This is a genomic window from Streptomyces sp. NPDC029216 (assembly GCF_040648015.1).
In the GTDB taxonomy this organism is placed as follows: Bacteria; Actinomycetota; Actinomycetes; order Streptomycetales; family Streptomycetaceae; genus Streptomyces.
This window is the reverse complement of the sequence record NZ_JBEZWL010000074.1, coordinates 18,253-36,781: the sequence shown is the minus strand read 5'-3', so window position 1 is coordinate 36,781 and position 18,529 is coordinate 18,253. Positions and strand designations below refer to the sequence as shown.

Genomic DNA, 18,529 nt, shown 5'->3' with positions numbered 1-18,529 from the left:
CTCCACCGCCGCCTGCACCGCGCACCCCGGCTCCGCCTCGTGCGCGCAGTCGTGGAAGCGGCATGAGGCGGCGTAGTCCTCGATCTCCGAGAACATGGAACTTCCAGTGGGTTGCATACGTTCTGTGATCACATACCGGACATCGGGAGCCGCATCATGGACCCGGTGATCGTCGTCGGCTCGGGCCCCGTCGGACTGTCCCTGTCCCTCGCCCTGGCCGGCCACGGCGTGCCCTCCGTCCTCCTCGACGAAGGGCCCGGCAAGGACGAGCCGCGGCCCGCCCGCAGCGTCGTCCTGCACTCCGACACCGCGGCCATGGCCCACCGGCTGGGCTGTACGACGCTGCGCGACGAGGGCGCGCGGTACGCGGCCTGGCGCACCATGAGGCGCCGTCAGGAGTCCCGGCGGATCACCTTCGAGGACCAGCCCGCCCCCCTGCACGTTCCGCAGCACGCCCTCACCCGCGGGCTGCGCGCCGCCGCCGCCGGGCACCCCCTGGTCCAGCTGGTCACCGACGCCAAGGTGGACTCCCTGGAACAGGACGAGCACGGGGTCACCGTGCACACCCGGGGCGGGGAGGCCACCTGGTGGCGCGGCAGCCATGTGGTCGGCTGCGACGGAGCCCGCTCCACCGTGCGCAAACTGCTCGGCATCCGCTTCCCCGGCTGGACCGCCGTCGAGCGGCACGCCGTGGCCGCGCTGCGTGCCGAACTGCCCTGGCCCGGCGAGGCGTTGCTGCACCGCAACCCGCCGTCCGGGCCCGAGGAGATCACCGCCCGGCCGCTGCCCGACGGGGTCTGGCGGCTGGACTGGCTGCTGCCCGCGCGCGGGGACCTCGTCACCCCGGACGCCCTCGTCACCCTCATCCGCGACACCCTGGCGCTCTGGTGCGGGGGCAGCACTCCCCCGTACGACCTCATCGACACCGGGGTGCACATCCAGCACCACCGCCTCGCCCGGCGCTGGCGTGACGGCCGGGCCTTCCTCGCCGGGGACGCCGCGCACCTGCTGGGCGCACTCGGCACCCAGAGCGTCGAGGAGGGCATGCGCGACGCGGAGAACCTGGCCTGGAAGCTGGCCCTGGCCTGGCACCAGGGCGCCTCCGAGGCCCTGCTCGACAGCTACGGGGGCGAACGGCGCACGGCCGTCGCCGCCCGGCTGCGCGCCGCCGACCAGACCATGCCCGTCCTGCGCGGCGGAGCCGGCCTGCGCAGTCTCCTCCCCGGATCGGGGAAGTCCGCCGAAAGCCTGCTGACCGACGGGCACCTGGGCCGGGGCCCGCTGGGCGGCCGGCCGGTGTACGCCCCGCCGGTGGCCGTACGGGAGGTCCCGACGGACACGGAGCCGGGCGGGCCCGTGGCGAACGTCCCCGTGTCCGCGCCCGACGGGACCACCGTCCCGCTGCGGGACCTGCTGGGGCGGGGCCGGCTGCTGGTGCTGCTGGTCGCGCCGGGTACCGGCGTGTGGGACCGGCGGCACTGGGCGGGGGCCGGGCTGATGCCCCGGCTCGCGGCGGCCGTGAGCGCACTGCCGGTGCCGGCCGACCTGCTGGTCGCGGACGGCTACCCGGGGGCTCCGGCGCACACCGTGCTGCTGGTACGGCCCGACGGGCACCTCGCCGCGACCTTCGCGGGGGTCCGCCCGGCCGAGCTGTACGAGGCGGCGGACGCGGTCCGGGCGGGCGCCCCGGCCGGCGCTCCCGCCACACCCGCCCCTGTGATCGATTGACCGCCCTCGGGCACTCGTGGTTCACTCGCCGACATGACCGGCAACGACGTACGCCTGTGGCGGAGGGTCCACATGGACCTGCTCCGCTACGCGGGCTGCGTGTGTCGCCCCTCCTGCTGATTCGCCCTTTCCCCCGCGCGCCCCGCTGCCCTTCCGGGCCCGCGCGCCCCTTTCGCGAACCCCAGGACGGTCACCGCAGATGTCTGCCCCCGTGTCCACGCACGCCCCCGCCCGCTCCTCCGCCCCCACCGCGGCGGAACTCCTCGCCTTCGCCCTGCGCACCGCGGCCGACCCCGCGGTCGTCGACTCGCTCCCCCTCGACCCGGAGGGCCGGACCTGGATCCGGCTCGACGGCCCGGGCGGCAGCGAGGCCTGGCTGATCGGCTGGCCGCCGGGCACCGGCACCGGCTGGCACGACCACGCCGAGTCCCGGGGCGCGTTCGCCACCGCGCGGGGCCGTCTCACCGAGCACTCCCTGACGGTGCGTCTGCCCTCGGAGGGCTGGCGGAACCTGGAGCTGGCCCCGGAGGTCGACCGCACCCGCAGCCTCGGCGCGCTGACCGGGCGGGCGTTCGGCGAACACCACGTCCACGAGGTGCTCAACGAGTCCGCGACCGAGCACGCGATCTCGGTCCACGCGTACTATCCGCCGCTCCCGCTGATCCGCCGCTACAGCCGCAGCGGGCCGGTCCTCACGCTGGAGCACGTCGAGCGCCCGGCGGACTGGCAGTGAGCGCGCCCGTGGGCATCGACGAGCTGCTGGAGCGGGTCCGCGCGACGTACACCCGCGTCGACGCGGGTGCCGCGTACGAGGCGTGGCGGGGCGGGGACGCCCTGCTGGTGGACATCCGGTACCAGGCGCTGCGCGAGCGGGACGGGGTGATTCCGGGGGCGGTGGTCGTCGAGCGCAACGAGCTGGAGTGGCGGCTGGACCCCCAGGGCTCGCACCGGCTGCCGGAGGCCGTCTCGCACGAGGTGCGGGTGGTGGTGATCTGCAACGAGGGCTACGCGTCGTCGCTGGCGGTGGCCTCGCTGCACGCGCTGGGGCTCCGCCGGGCGACGGACCTCACGGGTGGCTTCCAGGCCTGGCGCTCGGCGGGCCTCCCCACCGTCCCCGCCTGACCGGGCGCTGCGCGCCCGGTGCGCTCGAACGCCACGCGGGGTCCGCGGCGGAGCCCCGCCCCCCCCGGCAGCCAGGCGCGTTCGGCGACGGGCTTGGCCTTGTGCTTGGCCCGGCGTCCGGCGCCGGGGGGCTACCCCCACCCCCGGAGTCAGTCGCCGGGGTACCCCAGGTCGTCGGCGTCCTCGCCCTCCTGCTCCAGCGCGCGCCGCACCACCCGCAGGGCCATGCCCTCCGGGTACCCCTTGCGCGCGAGCATCCCGGCCAGGCGCCGGATCCGCTTGTCGCGCTCCAGCCCCCGGGTCGAGCGGAGCTTGCGCTCGACGAGCTCGCGGGCCGTTTCCTCCTCCTGCTCGGAGTCCAGCTGTTCCAGCGCCTCCTGGACGAGGGTCTGGTGCACGCCCTTGGTCCGCAGCTCCTGCGCGAGCGCCCGGCGGGCCAGGCCCCGGCCGCGGTGCCGGGACTCGACCCAGGCCCCGGCGAAGGCGGCGTCGTCGATGAGGCCCACTTCCTCGTACCGGGAGAGGACCGCTTCGGAGACCTCCTCGGGGATGCCCCGCTTCGCCAGGGCGTCCGCGAGCTGCCGCCGGGTGCGCGGCATCCCGGTGAGCAGGCGCAGGCAGATCGCCCGCGCCTGCTCTTCGGGACTCTGGGGCGGCAGCTCCTGGCGGCCTTCACGGCCGCCCCTCGCTCTGCCGCCCCTTTCCTGCTCTTCCCGCACGGTCAGCTCTTGGCCACGGCGGCCTTGGCCGCCGGCTTGGCCTTCGAGGCCGGGGCGGGTACGGAGGCGTCGGCCGGCGCGGCGGCGGCCGCGTCGTCGCCCGCGGCGTCCTTGCGCACGCCGACGCCCAGCTTCTCCTTGATCTTCCGCTCGATCTCGTTGGCGAGGTCGGGGTTGTCCTTCAGGAAGTTGCGGGCGTTCTCCTTGCCCTGGCCGAGCTGGTCGCCCTCGTACGTGTACCAGGCGCCGGCCTTGCGGATGAAGCCGTGCTCCACGCCCATGTCGATCAGGCCGCCCTCGCGGCTGATGCCCTGGCCGTAGAGGATGTCGAACTCGGCCTGCTTGAAGGGGGGCGCGACCTTGTTCTTCACGACCTTGCAGCGGGTGCGGTTGCCGACCGCCTCGGTGCCGTCCTTGAGGGTCTCGATGCGGCGGATGTCGATGCGCACGGAGGCGTAGAACTTCAGCGCGCGGCCACCGGTCGTGGTCTCCGGCGAGCCGAACATCACGCCGATCTTCTCGCGGAGCTGGTTGATGAAGATCGCGGTGGTCTTGGACTGGTTCAGCGCACCCGTGATCTTGCGGAGCGCCTGGCTCATCAGACGGGCCTGGAGACCGACGTGCGAGTCGCCCATCTCGCCCTCGATCTCCGCCTTCGGCACGAGCGCCGCGACGGAGTCGATGACGATCAGGTCGAGGGCGCCGGAGCGGACCAGCATGTCGACGATCTCAAGGGCCTGCTCACCGGTGTCCGGCTGGGACAGGATGAGGTTGTCGGTGTCGACGCCGAGGGCCTTGGCGTACTCCGGGTCGAGCGCGTGCTCCGCGTCGACGAAGGCGACGGTGCCGCCGGCCTTCTGCGCGTTGGCCACGGCGTGCAGGGTCAGGGTCGTCTTACCGGAGGACTCCGGGCCGTAGATCTCGACCACGCGGCCGCGCGGCAGTCCGCCGACGCCGAGGGCGATGTCCAGCGCGGTCGACCCGGTGGGGATGACCTCGATGGGGTCATTCGGCTTGTCGCCGAGGCGCATGACCGCACCCTTGCCGAATTGCCGTTCAATCTGTGCGAGCGCGGCGTCGAGAGCCTTCTCGCGGTCGGTGCCTGCCATGGGTTCCACCCGGTTTGCTTGAGTCGATCGCTTCACGCCATTGACGCTAACGCCTGCCACTGACAATGCGCTTCCACGCCCGTTTCGGCTGTGGATAACTCATCAGAATGGATGTTCGATTTCCCTGTCAAGCCGACCACGCCGCGCCCCACAACCCCTTCGCACCGAAGGCGGAACGCCTCCCACCACCCCCGGCCAGGCCCTTCCCGGGAACCAACGACGGGCGCCGCAGAAGGACGTCGGCCTGTGTCACGCCTCACATCCACCGTCCCCGGCAGGGCGCGACGCGCCGCGGCCCCGCCGCGCACCGGCGGGGGCCGGTGGCGACGGGGCCGCGGGGGTCCGTCGTGACGGGGGCTACGGCTTCGGGAGGGTGCAGCCCGGCCGGTTCAGGTCGATCTGGTTGCCGGGGCCGATGCACGGGACGAGGACGTACGTCTCCTGGGCGTAGTTGATGCCCTGGCGCACGGTGACGTTGCCGGCCTCGTCCACCTCGCACGGATTGTTGTCCGTGCAGCGCTGCCCGTCCTCGTTGCCCGTGTTGTTGACGGCGACGACCTTCCCGGTCGTCGTGTCGATCACCGGCGAGCCCGAGGTGCCGCCGATGGTGTTGCAGGACGAGGTGTAGCGGACCGAGTCCTTCCAGGTCCACTCGCCCTCCTTGAGGCGGTACGCGAACCCGTCGACGCTGCAGCTGTAGGTCCGCTTCCAGTAGCCGGAGACCACCTTGATCGACGTGCCCTGCACCGGGTGGGCGTCGTTCAGGGTGAGCGCGGCGATGCCGTACTGGCTCTGGATCTGCGCGTACGTCTTGGTCAGCTGGTAGAGCGAGACGTCCGTGTCCGTCATCGTCCCGTACGCGATCTTGCTCGCGCGCAGCGTCGCGACCTTGGAGCCCGAGGCGTTGAGCAGCGAGAAACTGCGGCTGGACGCGCGGTTGACGAGGACCTCGCCCGGCGCCGGGAAGCCGGTCTCCAGGCAGTGGCCGTTGGAGAGGACGAGCGCGGGGTCGTCCGGCTGCGAGGCGGGGGTGCGGACGACGGAGCCGGAGCAGTTGCTGAGCGCGACCGTGCCCGCGTAGGTGACGGCGGCGGCCCGGGCGGGCTCGGGGGCCTGGGCCACGGCCGGCGTCGCCGCCGCTCCGGTCAGGAGCAGGGACAACACGGCGCCGGCGAGAGGCTTGTTCATGTGGGGGTTCCCCTCTGGTGACGAATGCGACCGAAGATCCTTCGGTTGACATGTGCACTGCATTCTTCGCCCAGCGGGGTCAACGCACAATAGGGCATGGGGAGTTCGCGGGCGCCATGGCCGAAGCCGCCGCGAAGCAACCGGAATCAATCATTCCAACACCCCACGAGGCGGGCGGGAGAGCTCATTTCCGGGCGCATGGCCCACACCCCCGGGCTGGCGCGGAACGGCCGCCGCATGGCCGGTACTCTGCGGTGCCCCCGACGACGGGGGCCGTGAAATTCCGCTCAGGAGGACCCATGGCCGTCAAGAAGGCCACGATCCAGCAGCAGGTGGCAGACGCCCTCACCCAGGCCAACCCCGCCGACCGACCCATCGTCACGATCCAGGCCATCGCCGGTCCGAGCGTGTGGCTGATGAGCATGCTCGGCCTCATCGGCCAGGCGTTCCTCAGCTACTACTTCGTCACCGTGACCGAGCAGGCCGTGGTGCTCCACCGGGCGAGCCGGATGAGCAACCGCCCGCAGGAGATCGTCTTCGCGATACCGCCCCACCAGGCCGTCGGCACCATCACCGAGGTCAAGCGCAACGCCATCTGGAGCTCGTTCCGCATGCAGCTCCCCGGCCAGGCGACCCCGACCCGCATGAACGTGCACCGCATCTGGCGCAACGAGATGGACCAGCTGCTCGGCCTGCTGGCGGGCCAGAACCAGCCGGCCGCCTGACGCCGGACGCGCGCCGGGGGCCCGGGGGTCACGTCCCCAGCCCCCGCACCCCCGGCGCGCACCCCCTCCCACCGCTCGCCCCCGACGGGACCCGAGCGGAGTGACAACCCATGGTTGACACCACTCAGGTGTCAACCTACGGTTGCACCTATGACGAACCCTTCCGTGGAACCCGTCCGCATCGCCAACCCCGTCCGCCTCGACGACCTGATCGAGGCCATCAAGCAGTCCCACGCCGACACCCTGGAGCAGCTCAGCGGCGCCGTCGTCGCGGCCGAGCACCTCGGTGACGTGGCAGACCACCTCATCGGCCACTTCGTCGACCAGGCCCGCCGCTCCGGCGCCTCCTGGACCGACATCGGCCGCAGCATGGGCGTCACCCGCCAGGCCGCCCAGAAGCGCTTCGTCCCCAAGGCCGACAAGGAGGGCGACCCCGGCCTCGACCCCAACGCGGGCTTCGCCCGGTTCACCCCCCGCGCCCGGAGCGTCGTCGTCGGCTCGCAGAACGAGGCCCGCGCCGCCGGCAACACCGAGATCCGCACCGAGCACCTGACGCTGGGCCTGCTGGCCGAGCCCGAGGGCCTCGCCGCGCTCGTGCTGGCCGCGCAGGGCATCACGGCGGACGCCCTGCGCTCCGCCGCGACCGCCTCGCTGCCCGCGGCCACGCCGGAGGACATGCCCGCCCTCGTCCCCTTCGACGCGAACGCCAAGAAGGCCCTGGAGCTCACCTTCCGCGAGGCCCTGCGCCTGGGCCACGGCTACGTCGGCACCGAGCACATCCTGCTCGCCCTGCTGGAGCTGGAGAACGGCGAGGGCCCGCTCAGCGGACTCGGCCTCGACAAGGCCACCGCCGAGTCGGCCGTCACCGAAGCCCTGGCAGCCGTACTCGGCGAGGACGGGCGGCCGTAGGCCTTCCGCCCGCGCCGTCCGGACCGGCCGCGTCCTCGCCCGCCACCTCGTACCGCTTCACGTACGCGCCGAGGAAGGCCTGCAGGGTGGCCACGGCCGGGATCGCGATGAGCGCCCCGACCGCCCCCAGCAGGGCGGTCCCCGCGATGACGGAGCCGAAGGCCACCGCCGGGTGGATGTCCACCGTCCTCGCGGTCAGCTTCGGCTGGAGGACGTAGTTCTCGAACTGCTGGTAGACCACCACGAATCCCAGCACGTACAGCGCGTACCAGGGATCGGCGGTGAAGGCGATCAGCGTCGGCAGCGCGCCCGCCAGGTAGGTGCCGATGGTGGGGATGAACTGGGAGACCAGCCCCACCCACACCGCGAGCGCGGGCGCGTACGACACCCCGAGGACCGCGAAGACCACGTAGTGCGCGACACCGGAGACCAGCGCCATCAGCCCGCGCGAGTACAGGTACCCGCCGGTCTTCGCGACGGCGATCTCCCAGGCCCGCAGCACCTCCGACTGCTTCGCGGGCGGCAGTACGGAGCACAGCGCGCGCCGCAGCCTCGGCCCGTCCGCGGCGAAGTAGAAGGAGAACAGTCCGACCGTCAGCAGCTTGAACAGACCGCCGAGCACGGTGGCGGACACGTCGAGCACCCCGCTGGCGCTGTTCTGCACGTACTTCTGGAGCCAGTCGGAGTGCAGCAGGCTGTCCTGGATCTCCAGCCGGGACAGCTCGGTGCGGAACGTGCGGTTGAGCGAGTCGATCACCCTGTCGAGGTAGCGGGGGAAGCCCTCCACGATGTCGACGATCTGCCCGGCGAGCATGGAGCCGAGCAGGGCGAGGAACCCGGCGGCCGCGGCGAACACACCCAGGAACACCAGGAAGGTGGCGAGCCCGCGGCGCATGCCCCGGGCCGCCATCCTGGCCACGGCGGGCTCGATCGCCAGCGCCAGGAAGAACGCGATCAGGATGTTGACGAGCAGCCCGATCAGCTGGTGGAAGGCCCAGCTGCCGAGCTGGAAACAGGCGACGAGCGCCAGTACGAGGATCACCGCGCGCGGCAGCCAGCGCGGCATCCGCGCCTCCGCACCGGCCGGGCCCCCATCAGGGTCGGAACGGCCCCCCGAGCGGGCCGCTCCGGCGGGGCCGGGGCCCTGCGCGTCCTGCGGGTCTTCGGGCCGGCCGGTCGTCTCGTCTGTCACTGCCACGCCGCCCAGTCTGTCCCACCGGCCGCCCGGACCACGAAGCCGCCGGGCGCCGTGCCCGGCCGTCAGGCCCGCGCACACCCTGCGCTCGCGCAGCCCGTGCGGGGCGTCGGCGCGGCCCCCCGCGCCCGTCCCCTTCCGGCGTCAGCGCAGCGAGGCCGGCACGTCCATCGCCGAACACACCGCGCGCCACACGTCCTTCGTCTCCCAGCCCGCCTCCAGCGCCTGGTGCACCGTGCGCCCGCCGAGCTCCGACAAGACGTGGTCCCGCGCGAAGGAGTCCGCGTAGGCCGCGCCGAAGTGCTCCGCCATCCGCTCCCAGAAAATCGTCAACCGCATGACCCCAGTATCCCGCCCCGGAGAGTGCACCGTCCCCGTTGCCGCCCTCCGCCACCGCCCGCGCGCCTACGGTGGCTCGCATGCCTGGAGACGAAGCTTCCGCGCCGGCCCCCGCGGCCGCACCGGCCCCGCTGGCCCGCGCCGAGCAGTTCATCTGGCTCACCGCCCGGGTGCTGGAGCAACGCCGGTTCGCGTACCACTTCCTCGGCGGGGACCCCGACCCGGTCGACACCGCCCTCGGCTCCTACCTGGGCGCCGACGGCGGCTACGGCCACGCCCTCGACCCCGATCTGCGCGGCCCGCTGAGCCAGCCCCTGCACACCGCGCACGCCCTGCGGATCCTCGACGGCCTCGGCCGCTGCGCCGGGCAGCGCATCGACCGGATCTGCCGCCACCTGACCCGGATCTCCACCCCGGAGGGCGCCCTCCCGCTGGTCGTCGCGGCCCCGCGCGGCTACCCCACCGCCCCCTGGCACCCGGTGTGCGACGACCCGCCGGGCGAGCTGCTGACCACGGGCCCCGTCGTCGGGGTGCTGCACCGCAACCGGATCTGGGACGCCTGGCTCTTCCGGGCCACGGAGTTCTGCTGGGAGCGGGTCGAGACGCTGCGCCACGCGCACCCGTACGAGGTCCAGGGCGCGGTGGCCTTCCTCGACGGGGTCCCCGACCGGGCCCGCGCGGCGGCCGCGGCGGACCGGCTGGGCCGGCTCGTGCGCGAGCGGCGCCTGGCGGTGCTCGACCCGGCCCGCTGCGAGGAGTACCCGCTCTCCCCCGGCTACGCACCGGGCGAGCGGCTGTTCCCGTACGACTACGCGCGGCGGCCGGAGTCGCTGGCCCGGGGCTGGTTCACCGACGAGGAGATGGACCGCTCGCTGGACTTCCTCGCGGCGCAGCAGCAGCCGGACGGCGGCTGGCCGGCACGCCGCCGGGCCTGGGCCCCGGGCAGCTCCCTGGAACGGCGGCCGATCACCACCGTCGAGGCCCTGCTGACGCTGAGGGCGTACGGGCGGCCGCTCGGCTAGACACGGCCTAACCGCCCAGGGCCCGTACGCCGGCGGTGACCACCACCGCCGCCCCGACCACGACCAGGAACGGGGCCCTCAGCAGCAGTGCCACGGCAGCGGCCGCCAGCCCGGCGGCGCGGGCGTCGAGGACCAGCTCGTGGCCGCTGCTGAAGGTCTGCTGGGCGGTGAGCGCCGCGAGCAGCGCGACGGGCAGCAGGGCGGAGAGCCGGCGGACCGCCGGCCGCTCCAGGGCCCCGGCGGGGACGAGCAGTCCGGCGAGCTTGAGGGCGTAGCACCCGGCGACGGTGAGCCCGATGGCGATCCAGACGTTCATGAACGGCGTCCCTTCAGCCAGAGCACGGCGGGCGCGGCCAGCGCGGCGATCAGTACGGGCACCCCGGCGGGCAGCACGGGCAGGAAACCCAGCCCGAGGACGAGCGCGAGCCCGGCCACGGCCCGCTCGGTGGCGGTCTTCAGCATGGGCGCGAGGAGCGCGAGGAACACGGCGGGCCCGGCGGCGTCCAGCCCCCATGCTGCGGTGTCCCCGATGGCCTCGGCGCCGAGCGCGCCGAGGAGGGTGGTGAGGTTCCACAGCAGGTACAGGCTGAGCCCGGTGACGGTGAACCCGAGCCGGGCCGACCTGCGGTCGGGCTGCGCGAGGGCGACGGCGGTGGTCTCGTCGATGACCCAGTGCGCGGCGAACGGCCGGAGGGCGCGGGGCAGCGCGAGCAGCTGCGACAGCCGCAGCCCGTAGAAGGCGTTGCGGGTGCCGAGGAAGAACGCCCCGGCGGCGGCGGTGAACGGGTTGCCGCCCGCGGCGAGCGCTCCGACGAGGGCGAACTGGGAGGCGCCGGTGAAGACGAGCAGGCTCAGCACGCAGGCCTGGAGCACGCTGATGCCGGCGCCGGCGGCGGTCACCCCGAACGCGAACCCGGACAGGCCGACGGCCACCCCTACCCCGAGGGCGTCCCTCGTCACGGCGGCCCGCGGCCGCCCGCCGACGCCGTCGACCCCGTCGACCCCGTCGACCCCGTCAACGGCCTCTTGTATCACCATCTGATGTTCTGCCACGCCCTGAACGTAGGCGCGACGGCCCGACCGGGTCTTGTACGTTCTTGCGCGCCCCACCCCCTGGCCCGCACCCCTAGCCCGCGCGCTCGCGCCGGTAGGCGCCCGGGGGGACGCCCACGATCCGCGTGAAGTGCCGGTTCAGGTGCGGCTGGTCGGTGAAGCCGACGGTCACCGCCGCCTCCGCCGGCGCCACCCCCGCGTCCAGCAGCCGCCGTGCCCTGCGCACCCGGGCATCCGTCAGCCAGGTGTGCGGCGGCATCCCGTACCGCTCCCGGAACGCCCGCAGCAGCGCGAACGGGCTGGTCCCCAGCTCCGCCGCGAGCGCCTCCAGCGACGGTGGCCCGGCCATCCGCTCCTCCAGCACCGCCCGGGCCCGCTCCGCGTCGGAGCCCCCCGCGCGGGCCACCGTACGGGCGGGCAGCGGTGCGGCGTGCCGGCTGAGCATCCGGGCCACGACGGCGCGCAGCAGGGTGTCGGCGGCCAGCGCGTTGCCGGCCTCGGCGGCCCGGTGCACCTCGGTGATCATCTTCGCGCCCTGCGCGTCGGGGACCAGGGCGGCGGTGAAACCGGGGGTGCCGCGCGGGGTGCCGATCTCGGTGGCGACCTCGGTGATCAGGTTCCGGGAGGGGTAGAGCGTGGAGTAGGCCCAGCCCTCGGGGGCGCCGGCGCGGGCGCTGTGCGGCACCTCGGGGTTGATCAGCACCACGCTGCCCGGTCCGGCCCGTACGGGGCCGCCGGGCAGGCCGACCTCCTCGACGCCGCCGGTGACGGCCGCGATGACGTACCCGTCGTGGGCGTGGCGCGGGAAGGTGTGGCGTACGTAGTGGGCGCGCAGCAGGTCCAGTCCGGGCAGCTGCGGGTACTGCCAGTGCCGGGCCCACTCGCGGCCCCCCGCACCACTCCCGTCTTCCTTCCCCATGCCCTCATTCTGCTCCCCCGTTCCGGCGTGCGTTTGCCCAGGTCCGGCCGGTTGTCAGTGGCCGGGTGCACGATGGGGGCATGGCAGGCGCTGCGCTCGACTCGTTCTCCCCCGCGACCCGCTCGTGGTTCACGGGGGCCTTCCGTACGCCCACCTCCGCGCAGGAGGGCGCCTGGCGGGCCATCGGGGAGGGCTCGGACGTCCTGGTCGTGGCGCCCACCGGCTCCGGCAAGACGCTGGCCGCCTTCCTCGCCGCCCTCGACCGGCTGGCCTCGCAGCCGCCGCCGGCCGAGCCGAAGAAGCGCTGCCGGGTGCTGTACGTATCGCCGCTGAAGGCCCTCGCGGTGGACGTGGAGCGCAATCTGCGCAGCCCGCTGACGGGGATCCGGCAGGAGTCGGCCCGGCTGGGCCTGCCGGAGCCGGACGTCCGGGTCGGGATCCGCTCGGGGGACACCCCGGCCGCCGAGCGCCGGGCGCTGTCGCTGCGGCCGCCCGACATCCTGATCACCACTCCGGAGTCGCTGTTCCTGATGCTGACCTCGGCGGCCCGCGACGCCCTGTCCGGGGTCGAGACGGTGATCCTGGACGAGGTGCACGCGGTCGCCGGGACCAAGCGCGGCGCCCATCTGGCGCTCTCCCTGGAGCGGCTGGACGAGCTGCTGCCGCGCCCGGCCCGCCGGATCGGGCTGTCGGCGACGGTCCGGCCGGTGGAGGAGGTGGCCCGCTACCTGGCCCCGCGCGGCCGGGTGGAGATCGTGCAGCCGCCGTCGGCCAAGGAGTTCGACCTGTCGGTGGTCGTGCCGGTGGAGGACATGGGCGAGCTGGGCGGCTCTCCGGCCACCGAGGGCCGGGAGGGCGGGGACAAGCCGTCGATCTGGCCCCATGTCGAGGAGCGGATCGCGGACCTGGTGCAGGCCCACCGCTCCACGATCGTGTTCGCCAACTCCCGGCGCCTCGCGGAGCGGTTGTGCAACCGGCTCAACGAGATCGCCTACGAGCGCGCCACGGGCGAGCTGCTCGGCGAGGGCGCGCCGCCCCCGGCCGAGATCATGGCCCAGTCGGGCGCCGCGCAGGGCGCCCCGCCGCTGCTGGCCCGCGCGCACCACGGCTCGGTGTCCAAGGAGCAGCGGGCGCTGGTCGAGGAGGACCTCAAGGCGGGCCGGCTGCCCGCGGTGGTGGCGACCTCCAGCCTGGAGCTGGGCATCGACATGGGTGCGGTGGACCTGGTGGTGCAGGTGGAGTCGCCGCCGTCGGTGGCCTCGGGGCTCCAGCGGGTGGGGCGGGCCGGGCACCAGGTGGGCGCCGTCTCCACCGGTGTGGTCTTCCCCAAGTACCGGGGGGACCTGGTCCAGGCGGCGGTGGTCACCGAGCGGATGCGCACGGGTGAGATCGAGTCCCTGCGGATCCCGTCCAACCCGCTCGACGTGCTCGCCCAGCAGCTGGTCGCGATGACCGCGATGGACACCTGGCAGCTGGACGACCTGCTGGCGCTGGTGCGGCGGGCGGCGCCCTTCGCGGCGCTGCCGGAATCCGCGTTCTCCTCGGTGCTGGACATGCTGGCGGGCCGCTACCCGTCGGACGCGTTCGCCGAGCTCAGACCCCGCGTGGTGTGGGACCGGGTCGCGGGGACGGTCACCGGCCGGCCCGGCGCGCAGCGACTGGCGGTGACCTCGGGGGGCACCATCCCCGACCGCGGGCTCTTCGGTGTCTTCCTCGCGGGCGCGGACCCGAAGAAGGGCGGCGGCCGGGTCGGCGAGCTCGACGAGGAGATGGTCTACGAGTCCCGCGTGGGCGACGTGTTCACCCTGGGCACGACCTCCTGGCGGATCGAGGACATCACCCGTGACCGGGTCCTGGTCACCCCGGCTCCCGGGGTGCCCGGCCGGCTGCCGTTCTGGAAGGGCGACCAGCTGGGCCGTCCGCTCGAACTGGGCCGCGCCGTCGGCGCCTTCCTGCGCGAGCTCGGCGCGCTCACCGACGAGGACGCCCGGCTGCGGCTGCTGGCGGCGGGGCTCGACGCCTGGGCCGCCGACAACGTCCTGGCCTACCTCGCGGAGCAGCGGGAGGCCTGCGGGCACGTCCCGGACGACCGGACCATCGTGGTGGAGCGGTTCCGCGACGAGCTGGGCGACTGGCGGGTCGTCGTCCACTCCCCCTTCGGCGCCCAGGTGCACGCCCCGTGGGCGCTGGCGCTGGGCGCCCGGCTCGCCGAGAAGTACGGCATGGACGCCCAGGTGATGCATGCCGACGACGGGATCGTGCTGCGCCTGCCGGACGCCGACCTGCTCTCCATGGACCTGGACCTCCTCGACCACGACCCCGCGCGTCCCCCGTCCTTCGAGTTCGACGACGAGCAGGCCCCGCTGGGCGCCGCCGACGTGGCCTTCGACCAGGGGGAGGTCGCGCAGATCGTCACCGACCAGGTCGGCGGATCGGCCCTGTTCGCCTCCCGGTTCCGCGAGTGCGCCGCGCGCGCCCTGCTGCTGCCGCGGCGCAGTCCCGGCAAGCGCACCCCGCTGTGGCAGCAGCGCCAGCGGGCTTCGCAACTGCTCCAGGTGGCCTCGGAGTTCGGCTCGTTCCCGATCGTGCTGGAGGCCGTACGCGAATGCCTCCAGGACGTCTTCGACGTACCGGGTCTGACCGAGCTGATGGGGGACGTCGAGGCGCGCCGCGTCCGTCTGGTTGAGGTCACCACACCGGAACCCTCGCCCTTCGCCCGCTCCCTGCTGTTCGGGTACGTCGCCCAGTTCCTCTATGAGGGCGACTCGCCGCTGGCCGAGCGGCGGGCGGCGGCGCTGTCGCTGGACTCGCGGCTGCTGGCGGAGCTGCTGGGCCAGGCCGAGCTGCGCGAGCTCCTCGACGCGGAGGTGCTGGAGGAACTGGAGCGGGAGCTCCAGTGGCTGACGGAGGACCGGCGGGCGAAGGACGCCGAGTCGGTGGCCGATCTGCTGCGCCTGCTGGGCCCGTTGACGGACGCCGAGCTGGCGCAGCGGGGCGCGGAGCCGGGCTGGGCGGCCACCCTGGAGGGGGCCCGGCGCGCGATCCGGGTGCGGATCGGCGGCGTGGAGCACTGGGCGGCGATCGAGGACGCGGGCCGGCTGCGGGACGCCCTGGGCACGGCCCTGCCGGTGGGGGTGCCGGAGGCGTTCACCGAGCCGGTCAAGGACCCGCTCGGCGATCTGCTGGCCCGCTACGCGCGCACCCACGGCCCGTTCACCACGACCGCCGTCGCCGCCCGCTTCGGCCTGGGCGCGGCGGTGACCGAGGGCGCCCTGCACCGGCTCGCGGCGGCGGGCCGGGTGGTGCAGGGCGAGTTCCATCCGGCGGGCATCGGGCAGGAGTGGTGCGACGCGGCGGTGCTGCGGCGGCTGCGGCGCCGCTCGCTGGCGGCGCTCCGGCAGGAGCTGGAACCGGTCCCGCCGGCCTCGCTGGCGACGTTCCTGCCGCAGTGGCAGCACCTGGGCGGCGGGCTGCGCGGGATCGACGGCCTGGCGCGCGCGGTGGAGCAGCTCCAGGGCGCCCCGGTGCCGGCCTCGGCTCTGGAGCGGCTGATCCTGCCCTCCCGGGTCGCGGGGTACGCGCCGACCCTGCTGGACGAACTGACCACGACCGGCGAGGTGGTGTGGGCGGGCGCGGGAGCCCTGCCGGGCAAGGACGGCTGGATCTCCCTCTATCTGGCGGACGCGGCGCCGCTGCTGCTCCCCGAACCGCACCCCCTGGAGCTGGGCCCGCTGCACCAGGCGGTGCTGGACGCCCTGTCCGGCGGGTACGGCCTGTTCTTCCGCCAGCTCACGGAATCCGTCCGGGCCCGCCATCCCGAGGCCACGGACCTGGAGTTGTCCTCGGCCCTGTGGGACCTGGCCTGGTCGGGCCGGCTGACCAACGACACCCTGGCCCCGCTGCGCTCCCTGCTGGGCTCGGGCCGTACGGCGGGGGCCACCGCGCACCGGGCCCGGCGTACGGTGCCGCGCGGCCGGTACGGCAGCCTCAGCGCCACGGTCTCCCGTACGGGCCCGCCGACGGTCTCGGGCCGCTGGTCGCTCCTCCCGGCGCCGGCCCCGGACCCGACGCACCGCGCCCATGCCCTGGCCCGCACCCTGCTCGACCGGCACGGGGTGGTCACCCGCGGGGCGGTGGCGGCGGAGGGCGTCGAGGGCGGCTTCAGCGCGGTGTACCGGATCCTGTCCGCGTTCGAGGACAGCGGGCAGGCCCGCAGGGGTTACGTGGTGGAGGGGCTGGGCGCGGCCCAGTTCGCGATGGACGGCGCGGTGGACCGGCTCCGCGCGGCCGAGCGGACCCCGCCCCCGCTGGCGGCGGTGGTCCTGGCCGCCGCCGATCCGGCGAACGCGTACGGGGCGGCCCTGCCCTGGCCGGAGCCGCCCGCCGGAGCCACCCACAAGCCGGGCCGCAAGGCGGGCTCCCTGGTGGTCCTGGTCGACGGCGAGCTCACCCTCTACCTGGAGCGCGGCGGAAAGACCCTGCTGGCCTGGGCCGCCGACCCGGGCGATCCGCGCCTGGCGGCGGCCACGGCGGCCCTGGCGGCGGCCTCCCGCGCGGGCACCCTCCCGGACCTGACGGTGGAGCGGATCAACGCCGCGGCTGCCCTGACCTCACCGCTCGGCCGGGACCTGGAGACGGCGGGCTTCCACGCCACCCCGAGGGGCCTGCGGCTGCGCAACTGACCGACGTCCGCCGGGGAAACGGCTTGAACTCGCTCCGGTCTCGACTCAGACACGTATGTCTTGGCCATGTCACGAAACCGCTGCCAGCCGCTCCTGAGCTGGCATCAGCGCTTATCCATGGCTTATCAAAGGTGATCACAGGCACTGCATTGGCGGTGCACAGTCATGGGGGAGAAGAAGAGTGAGCAGCATCAGCATGCGCAAGACCACCCTGGCCGCGGCCGGCCTCGCCGTGGCCTCGAGCCTGATCCTGACGGGCTGCAAGGACGGCAACGAAGAGGTACCCGCGGCCCCCGCCGCCCCGTCCGCCCAGGCGTCCCAGCCCGGCGGCTACGCCACCCCGCCGGCCGGAGCCCCGAGCTCCCCGGCCGCAGGCGGCTACGACGGCGCCTCCGGCGCCCCCGCCGGCGGCAGCGGTGCGGTGGCCAAGTCCGGCCAGGCCTTCAAGATCGGCGAGGCCGCGACGGTCCCGTTCACCTCCGGCAGCAAGAGCGGCCAGCTCGCCCTCACGGTCACCAGCATCGAGGCGGGCAGCCCGGCCGACCTGACGTCGCTGAACGTCGCCGACAAGGTGAAGGGCAAGACCCCCTTCTACATCCACTACACGGCCAAGAACACCGGCACGACGGACCTGTCCTTCGCCTCCGTCGGCCACATGAAGGGCCTGCTCGACGGCGGCAGCGAGTCCGACACCCTGCTGATCGCCGGCAAGTTCGAGAAGTGCCCGAGCGAGTCGCTGCCGAAGGGCTTCACCAACGGCCAGTCCCAGACCTCCTGCGCCATCGCCCTCGCGCCGACCGGCACCAAGGTCACCGGCGCCGAGTACTGGGGCGACCCGTACAACAACCTGAACAACCCGCCCCAGAAGGGCATCACCTGGAAGTGATGAGCGGCCCGTCGGGCCCTCACGCCTCCTGATCCCGGAACCCCCTGCGACGGCCACCCCGTCCAGGGGGTTCCGCGTTCCCCGGCGGGACGGCGCGACAATGGCCCCATGCCCGAAGGAGACAGCGTCCACCGCGTCGCGGCCCGCCTGCACGCCGCCCTCGCGGGCAAGCCCCTCACCCACGCCGACCTGCGCGTCCCCCGCTTCGCCACCGCCGACCTCACCGGCCGCACCACCCTCGACGTCACCCCGCGCGGCAAGCACCTCCTCGCCCGCCTCGAAGGCGGCCTCACCCTCCACAGCCACCTCGGCATGGACGGCGCCTGGTACGTCTTCGCCCCCGCCCAGAAGTGGCGCGGCGGCCCCGCCCACGAGATCCGGGCCGTCCTGGCCACCGCCGACGCCACCGCTGTCGGCTACCGCCTCCCCGTCCTGGAGCTGCTGCGCACCGCCGACGAGGGCCGGGCCGTGGGCCATCTGGGCCCCGACCTCCTGGGGCCCGACTGGGACCCGGACCGGGCCGCCGCCAACCTCCTCGCCACCCCCGGCCGCCCCCTCGGCGAGGCCCTGCTCGACCAGCGCAACCTGGCGGGCATCGGCAACATCTACAAGAGCGAGCTCTGCTTCCTGGCCCGGGTCACCCCCTGGACCCCCGTCGGCGCCCTCCCCGACCCGGAGGTCACCGCCGTCCGCATCGCGGCCGCCGCCCAGCGCCTGCTGGCGGCGAACACCGGCCACGGCGGGCCCCGCAACACCACCGGCAGCCACCGCCCCGGCCGGGAGCTGTTCGTGTACGGCCGCGCCCGCCGCCCCTGTCTGCGCTGCGGCACCCCCGTGCGCGAGGCCCCGCAGGACGACCGCCCCACGTACTGGTGCCCGCGCTGCCAGTCCGGCCCCACTCCGGACACCCCTGCCAATTGACGGCCCGTCAGA

17 protein-coding genes and 2 pseudogenes are annotated in these 18,529 nt (G+C 74.2%); 10 read left to right on the top strand and 9 right to left on the bottom strand.

All coding sequences use genetic code 11. The features are described 5' to 3' along the window. Nucleotides 1-96, bottom strand: a pseudogene (locus AB0F18_RS24620) (ribosome small subunit-dependent GTPase A); the annotation flags it as partial. Nucleotides 97-156: 60 nt separating this feature from the next. On the opposite strand from AB0F18_RS24620, the gene AB0F18_RS24615 reads away from it, so the two are divergent. The 4 genes from AB0F18_RS24615 (at nucleotide 157) to AB0F18_RS24600 (ending at nucleotide 2,850) form a co-directional block, all read left to right on the top strand. Further along, a complete protein-coding gene (locus AB0F18_RS24615; RefSeq protein WP_362064127.1) occupies nucleotides 157-1,728 on the top strand; it encodes an FAD-dependent monooxygenase in 1,572 nt (523 codons plus the stop codon). A gap of 33 nt (nucleotides 1,729-1,761) precedes the next feature. Then, nucleotides 1,762-1,848: a putative leader peptide gene (locus AB0F18_RS24610; protein ID WP_311318651.1), complete on the top strand. Its 87-nt coding sequence runs from the start codon at nucleotides 1,762-1,764 to the stop codon at nucleotides 1,846-1,848. Between the two features lie 79 nt (nucleotides 1,849-1,927). Beyond that, nucleotides 1,928-2,461 (top strand): cysteine dioxygenase, encoded by a 534-nt coding sequence (locus tag AB0F18_RS24605; protein ID WP_362064125.1) that lies wholly within the window; start codon nucleotides 1,928-1,930, stop codon nucleotides 2,459-2,461. Further along, nucleotides 2,452-2,850 carry a rhodanese-like domain-containing protein gene (locus AB0F18_RS24600; protein ID WP_362064133.1) on the top strand — a complete coding sequence of 133 codons (399 nt, stop codon included), beginning with the start codon at nucleotides 2,452-2,454 and terminating at the stop codon, nucleotides 2,848-2,850. Before AB0F18_RS24605 ends, AB0F18_RS24600 begins: the two co-directional genes overlap by 10 nt. 149 nt (nucleotides 2,851-2,999) lie before the next feature. Here the strand turns inward: AB0F18_RS24600 and recX are convergent. From recX to AB0F18_RS24585, 3 genes and pseudogenes are all read right to left on the bottom strand, one after another. After that, nucleotides 3,000-3,671: pseudogene (recX, locus tag AB0F18_RS24595) on the bottom strand (recombination regulator RecX); the annotation flags it as partial. Beyond that, a complete protein-coding gene (gene recA, locus AB0F18_RS24590; RefSeq protein ID WP_362064123.1) occupies nucleotides 3,572-4,678 on the bottom strand; it encodes a recombinase RecA in 1,107 nt (368 codons plus the stop codon). The gene recA and the pseudogene recX, both read right to left, overlap by 100 nt. A 357-nt stretch (nucleotides 4,679-5,035) precedes the next feature. After that, complete coding sequence (locus AB0F18_RS24585) at nucleotides 5,036-5,866, bottom strand: serine protease (protein ID WP_362064121.1); 831 nt, start codon at nucleotides 5,864-5,866, stop codon at nucleotides 5,036-5,038. A 299-nt stretch (nucleotides 5,867-6,165) separates the two neighbouring features. Between AB0F18_RS24585 and AB0F18_RS24580 the strand changes: the two genes are divergently transcribed. Together AB0F18_RS24580 and AB0F18_RS24575 are read left to right on the top strand one after the other, a co-directional pair. Further along, nucleotides 6,166-6,591 (top strand): hypothetical protein, encoded by a 426-nt coding sequence (locus AB0F18_RS24580; RefSeq protein ID WP_362064119.1) that lies wholly within the window; start codon nucleotides 6,166-6,168, stop codon nucleotides 6,589-6,591. 150 nt (nucleotides 6,592-6,741) lie between these two features. Further along, a complete protein-coding gene (locus tag AB0F18_RS24575) occupies nucleotides 6,742-7,500 on the top strand; it encodes a Clp protease N-terminal domain-containing protein (protein ID WP_362064117.1) in 759 nt (252 codons plus the stop codon). Here AB0F18_RS24575 and AB0F18_RS24570 read toward each other — a convergent pair. Together AB0F18_RS24570 and AB0F18_RS24565 are read right to left on the bottom strand one after the other, a co-directional pair. Next, nucleotides 7,454-8,698 (bottom strand): AI-2E family transporter, encoded by a 1,245-nt coding sequence (locus tag AB0F18_RS24570; RefSeq protein ID WP_362064115.1) that lies wholly within the window; start codon nucleotides 8,696-8,698, stop codon nucleotides 7,454-7,456. The two genes, AB0F18_RS24575 and AB0F18_RS24570, sit on opposite strands and share 47 nt — an antisense overlap. Before the next feature lie 141 nt (nucleotides 8,699-8,839). Continuing rightward, the gene (locus AB0F18_RS24565; RefSeq protein WP_079430089.1) at nucleotides 8,840-9,034 is read right to left on the bottom strand and encodes a DUF3046 domain-containing protein; all 195 of its coding nucleotides are present in this window, start codon (nucleotides 9,032-9,034) and stop codon (nucleotides 8,840-8,842) included. Nucleotides 9,035-9,114: 80 nt separating this feature from the next. Between AB0F18_RS24565 and AB0F18_RS24560 the strand changes: the two genes are divergently transcribed. Continuing rightward, nucleotides 9,115-10,056 (top strand): hypothetical protein, encoded by a 942-nt coding sequence (locus tag AB0F18_RS24560; RefSeq protein WP_362064113.1) that lies wholly within the window; start codon nucleotides 9,115-9,117, stop codon nucleotides 10,054-10,056. A gap of 7 nt (nucleotides 10,057-10,063) precedes the next feature. Here AB0F18_RS24560 and AB0F18_RS24555 read toward each other — a convergent pair whose 3' ends face one another. The 3 genes from AB0F18_RS24555 to AB0F18_RS24545 form a co-directional block, all read right to left on the bottom strand. Further along, nucleotides 10,064-10,372: an AzlD domain-containing protein gene (locus AB0F18_RS24555; RefSeq protein WP_362064111.1), complete on the bottom strand. Its 309-nt coding sequence runs from the start codon at nucleotides 10,370-10,372 to the stop codon at nucleotides 10,064-10,066. Continuing rightward, nucleotides 10,369-11,094 carry an AzlC family ABC transporter permease gene (locus AB0F18_RS24550; protein WP_362064131.1) on the bottom strand — a complete coding sequence of 242 codons (726 nt, stop codon included), beginning with the start codon at nucleotides 11,092-11,094 and terminating at the stop codon, nucleotides 10,369-10,371. The genes AB0F18_RS24555 and AB0F18_RS24550 overlap by 4 nt, the downstream gene beginning before the upstream one ends. An 88-nt stretch (nucleotides 11,095-11,182) precedes the next feature. Continuing rightward, nucleotides 11,183-12,028 (bottom strand): AraC family transcriptional regulator, encoded by an 846-nt coding sequence (locus AB0F18_RS24545; RefSeq protein ID WP_362064109.1) that lies wholly within the window; start codon nucleotides 12,026-12,028, stop codon nucleotides 11,183-11,185. 80 nt (nucleotides 12,029-12,108) lie between these two features. Between AB0F18_RS24545 and AB0F18_RS24540 the strand changes: the two genes are divergently transcribed. The 3 genes from AB0F18_RS24540 to AB0F18_RS24530 all read left to right on the top strand — a co-directional run bounded on the left by AB0F18_RS24540 (nucleotide 12,109) and on the right by AB0F18_RS24530 (nucleotide 18,517). Beyond that, on the top strand, nucleotides 12,109-16,710 hold the full coding sequence (locus tag AB0F18_RS24540; RefSeq protein ID WP_362064107.1) for an ATP-dependent helicase: 4,602 nt from the start codon (nucleotides 12,109-12,111) through the stop codon (nucleotides 16,708-16,710). A 181-nt stretch (nucleotides 16,711-16,891) separates the two neighbouring features. Continuing rightward, nucleotides 16,892-17,596 (top strand): hypothetical protein, encoded by a 705-nt coding sequence (locus AB0F18_RS24535; RefSeq protein WP_362064105.1) that lies wholly within the window; start codon nucleotides 16,892-16,894, stop codon nucleotides 17,594-17,596. A 108-nt stretch (nucleotides 17,597-17,704) separates the two neighbouring features. Continuing rightward, nucleotides 17,705-18,517, top strand: a complete 813-nt coding sequence (locus AB0F18_RS24530) for a DNA-formamidopyrimidine glycosylase family protein (protein WP_362064103.1) — start codon at nucleotides 17,705-17,707, stop codon at nucleotides 18,515-18,517. Nucleotides 18,518-18,529 lie beyond the last annotated feature (12 nt).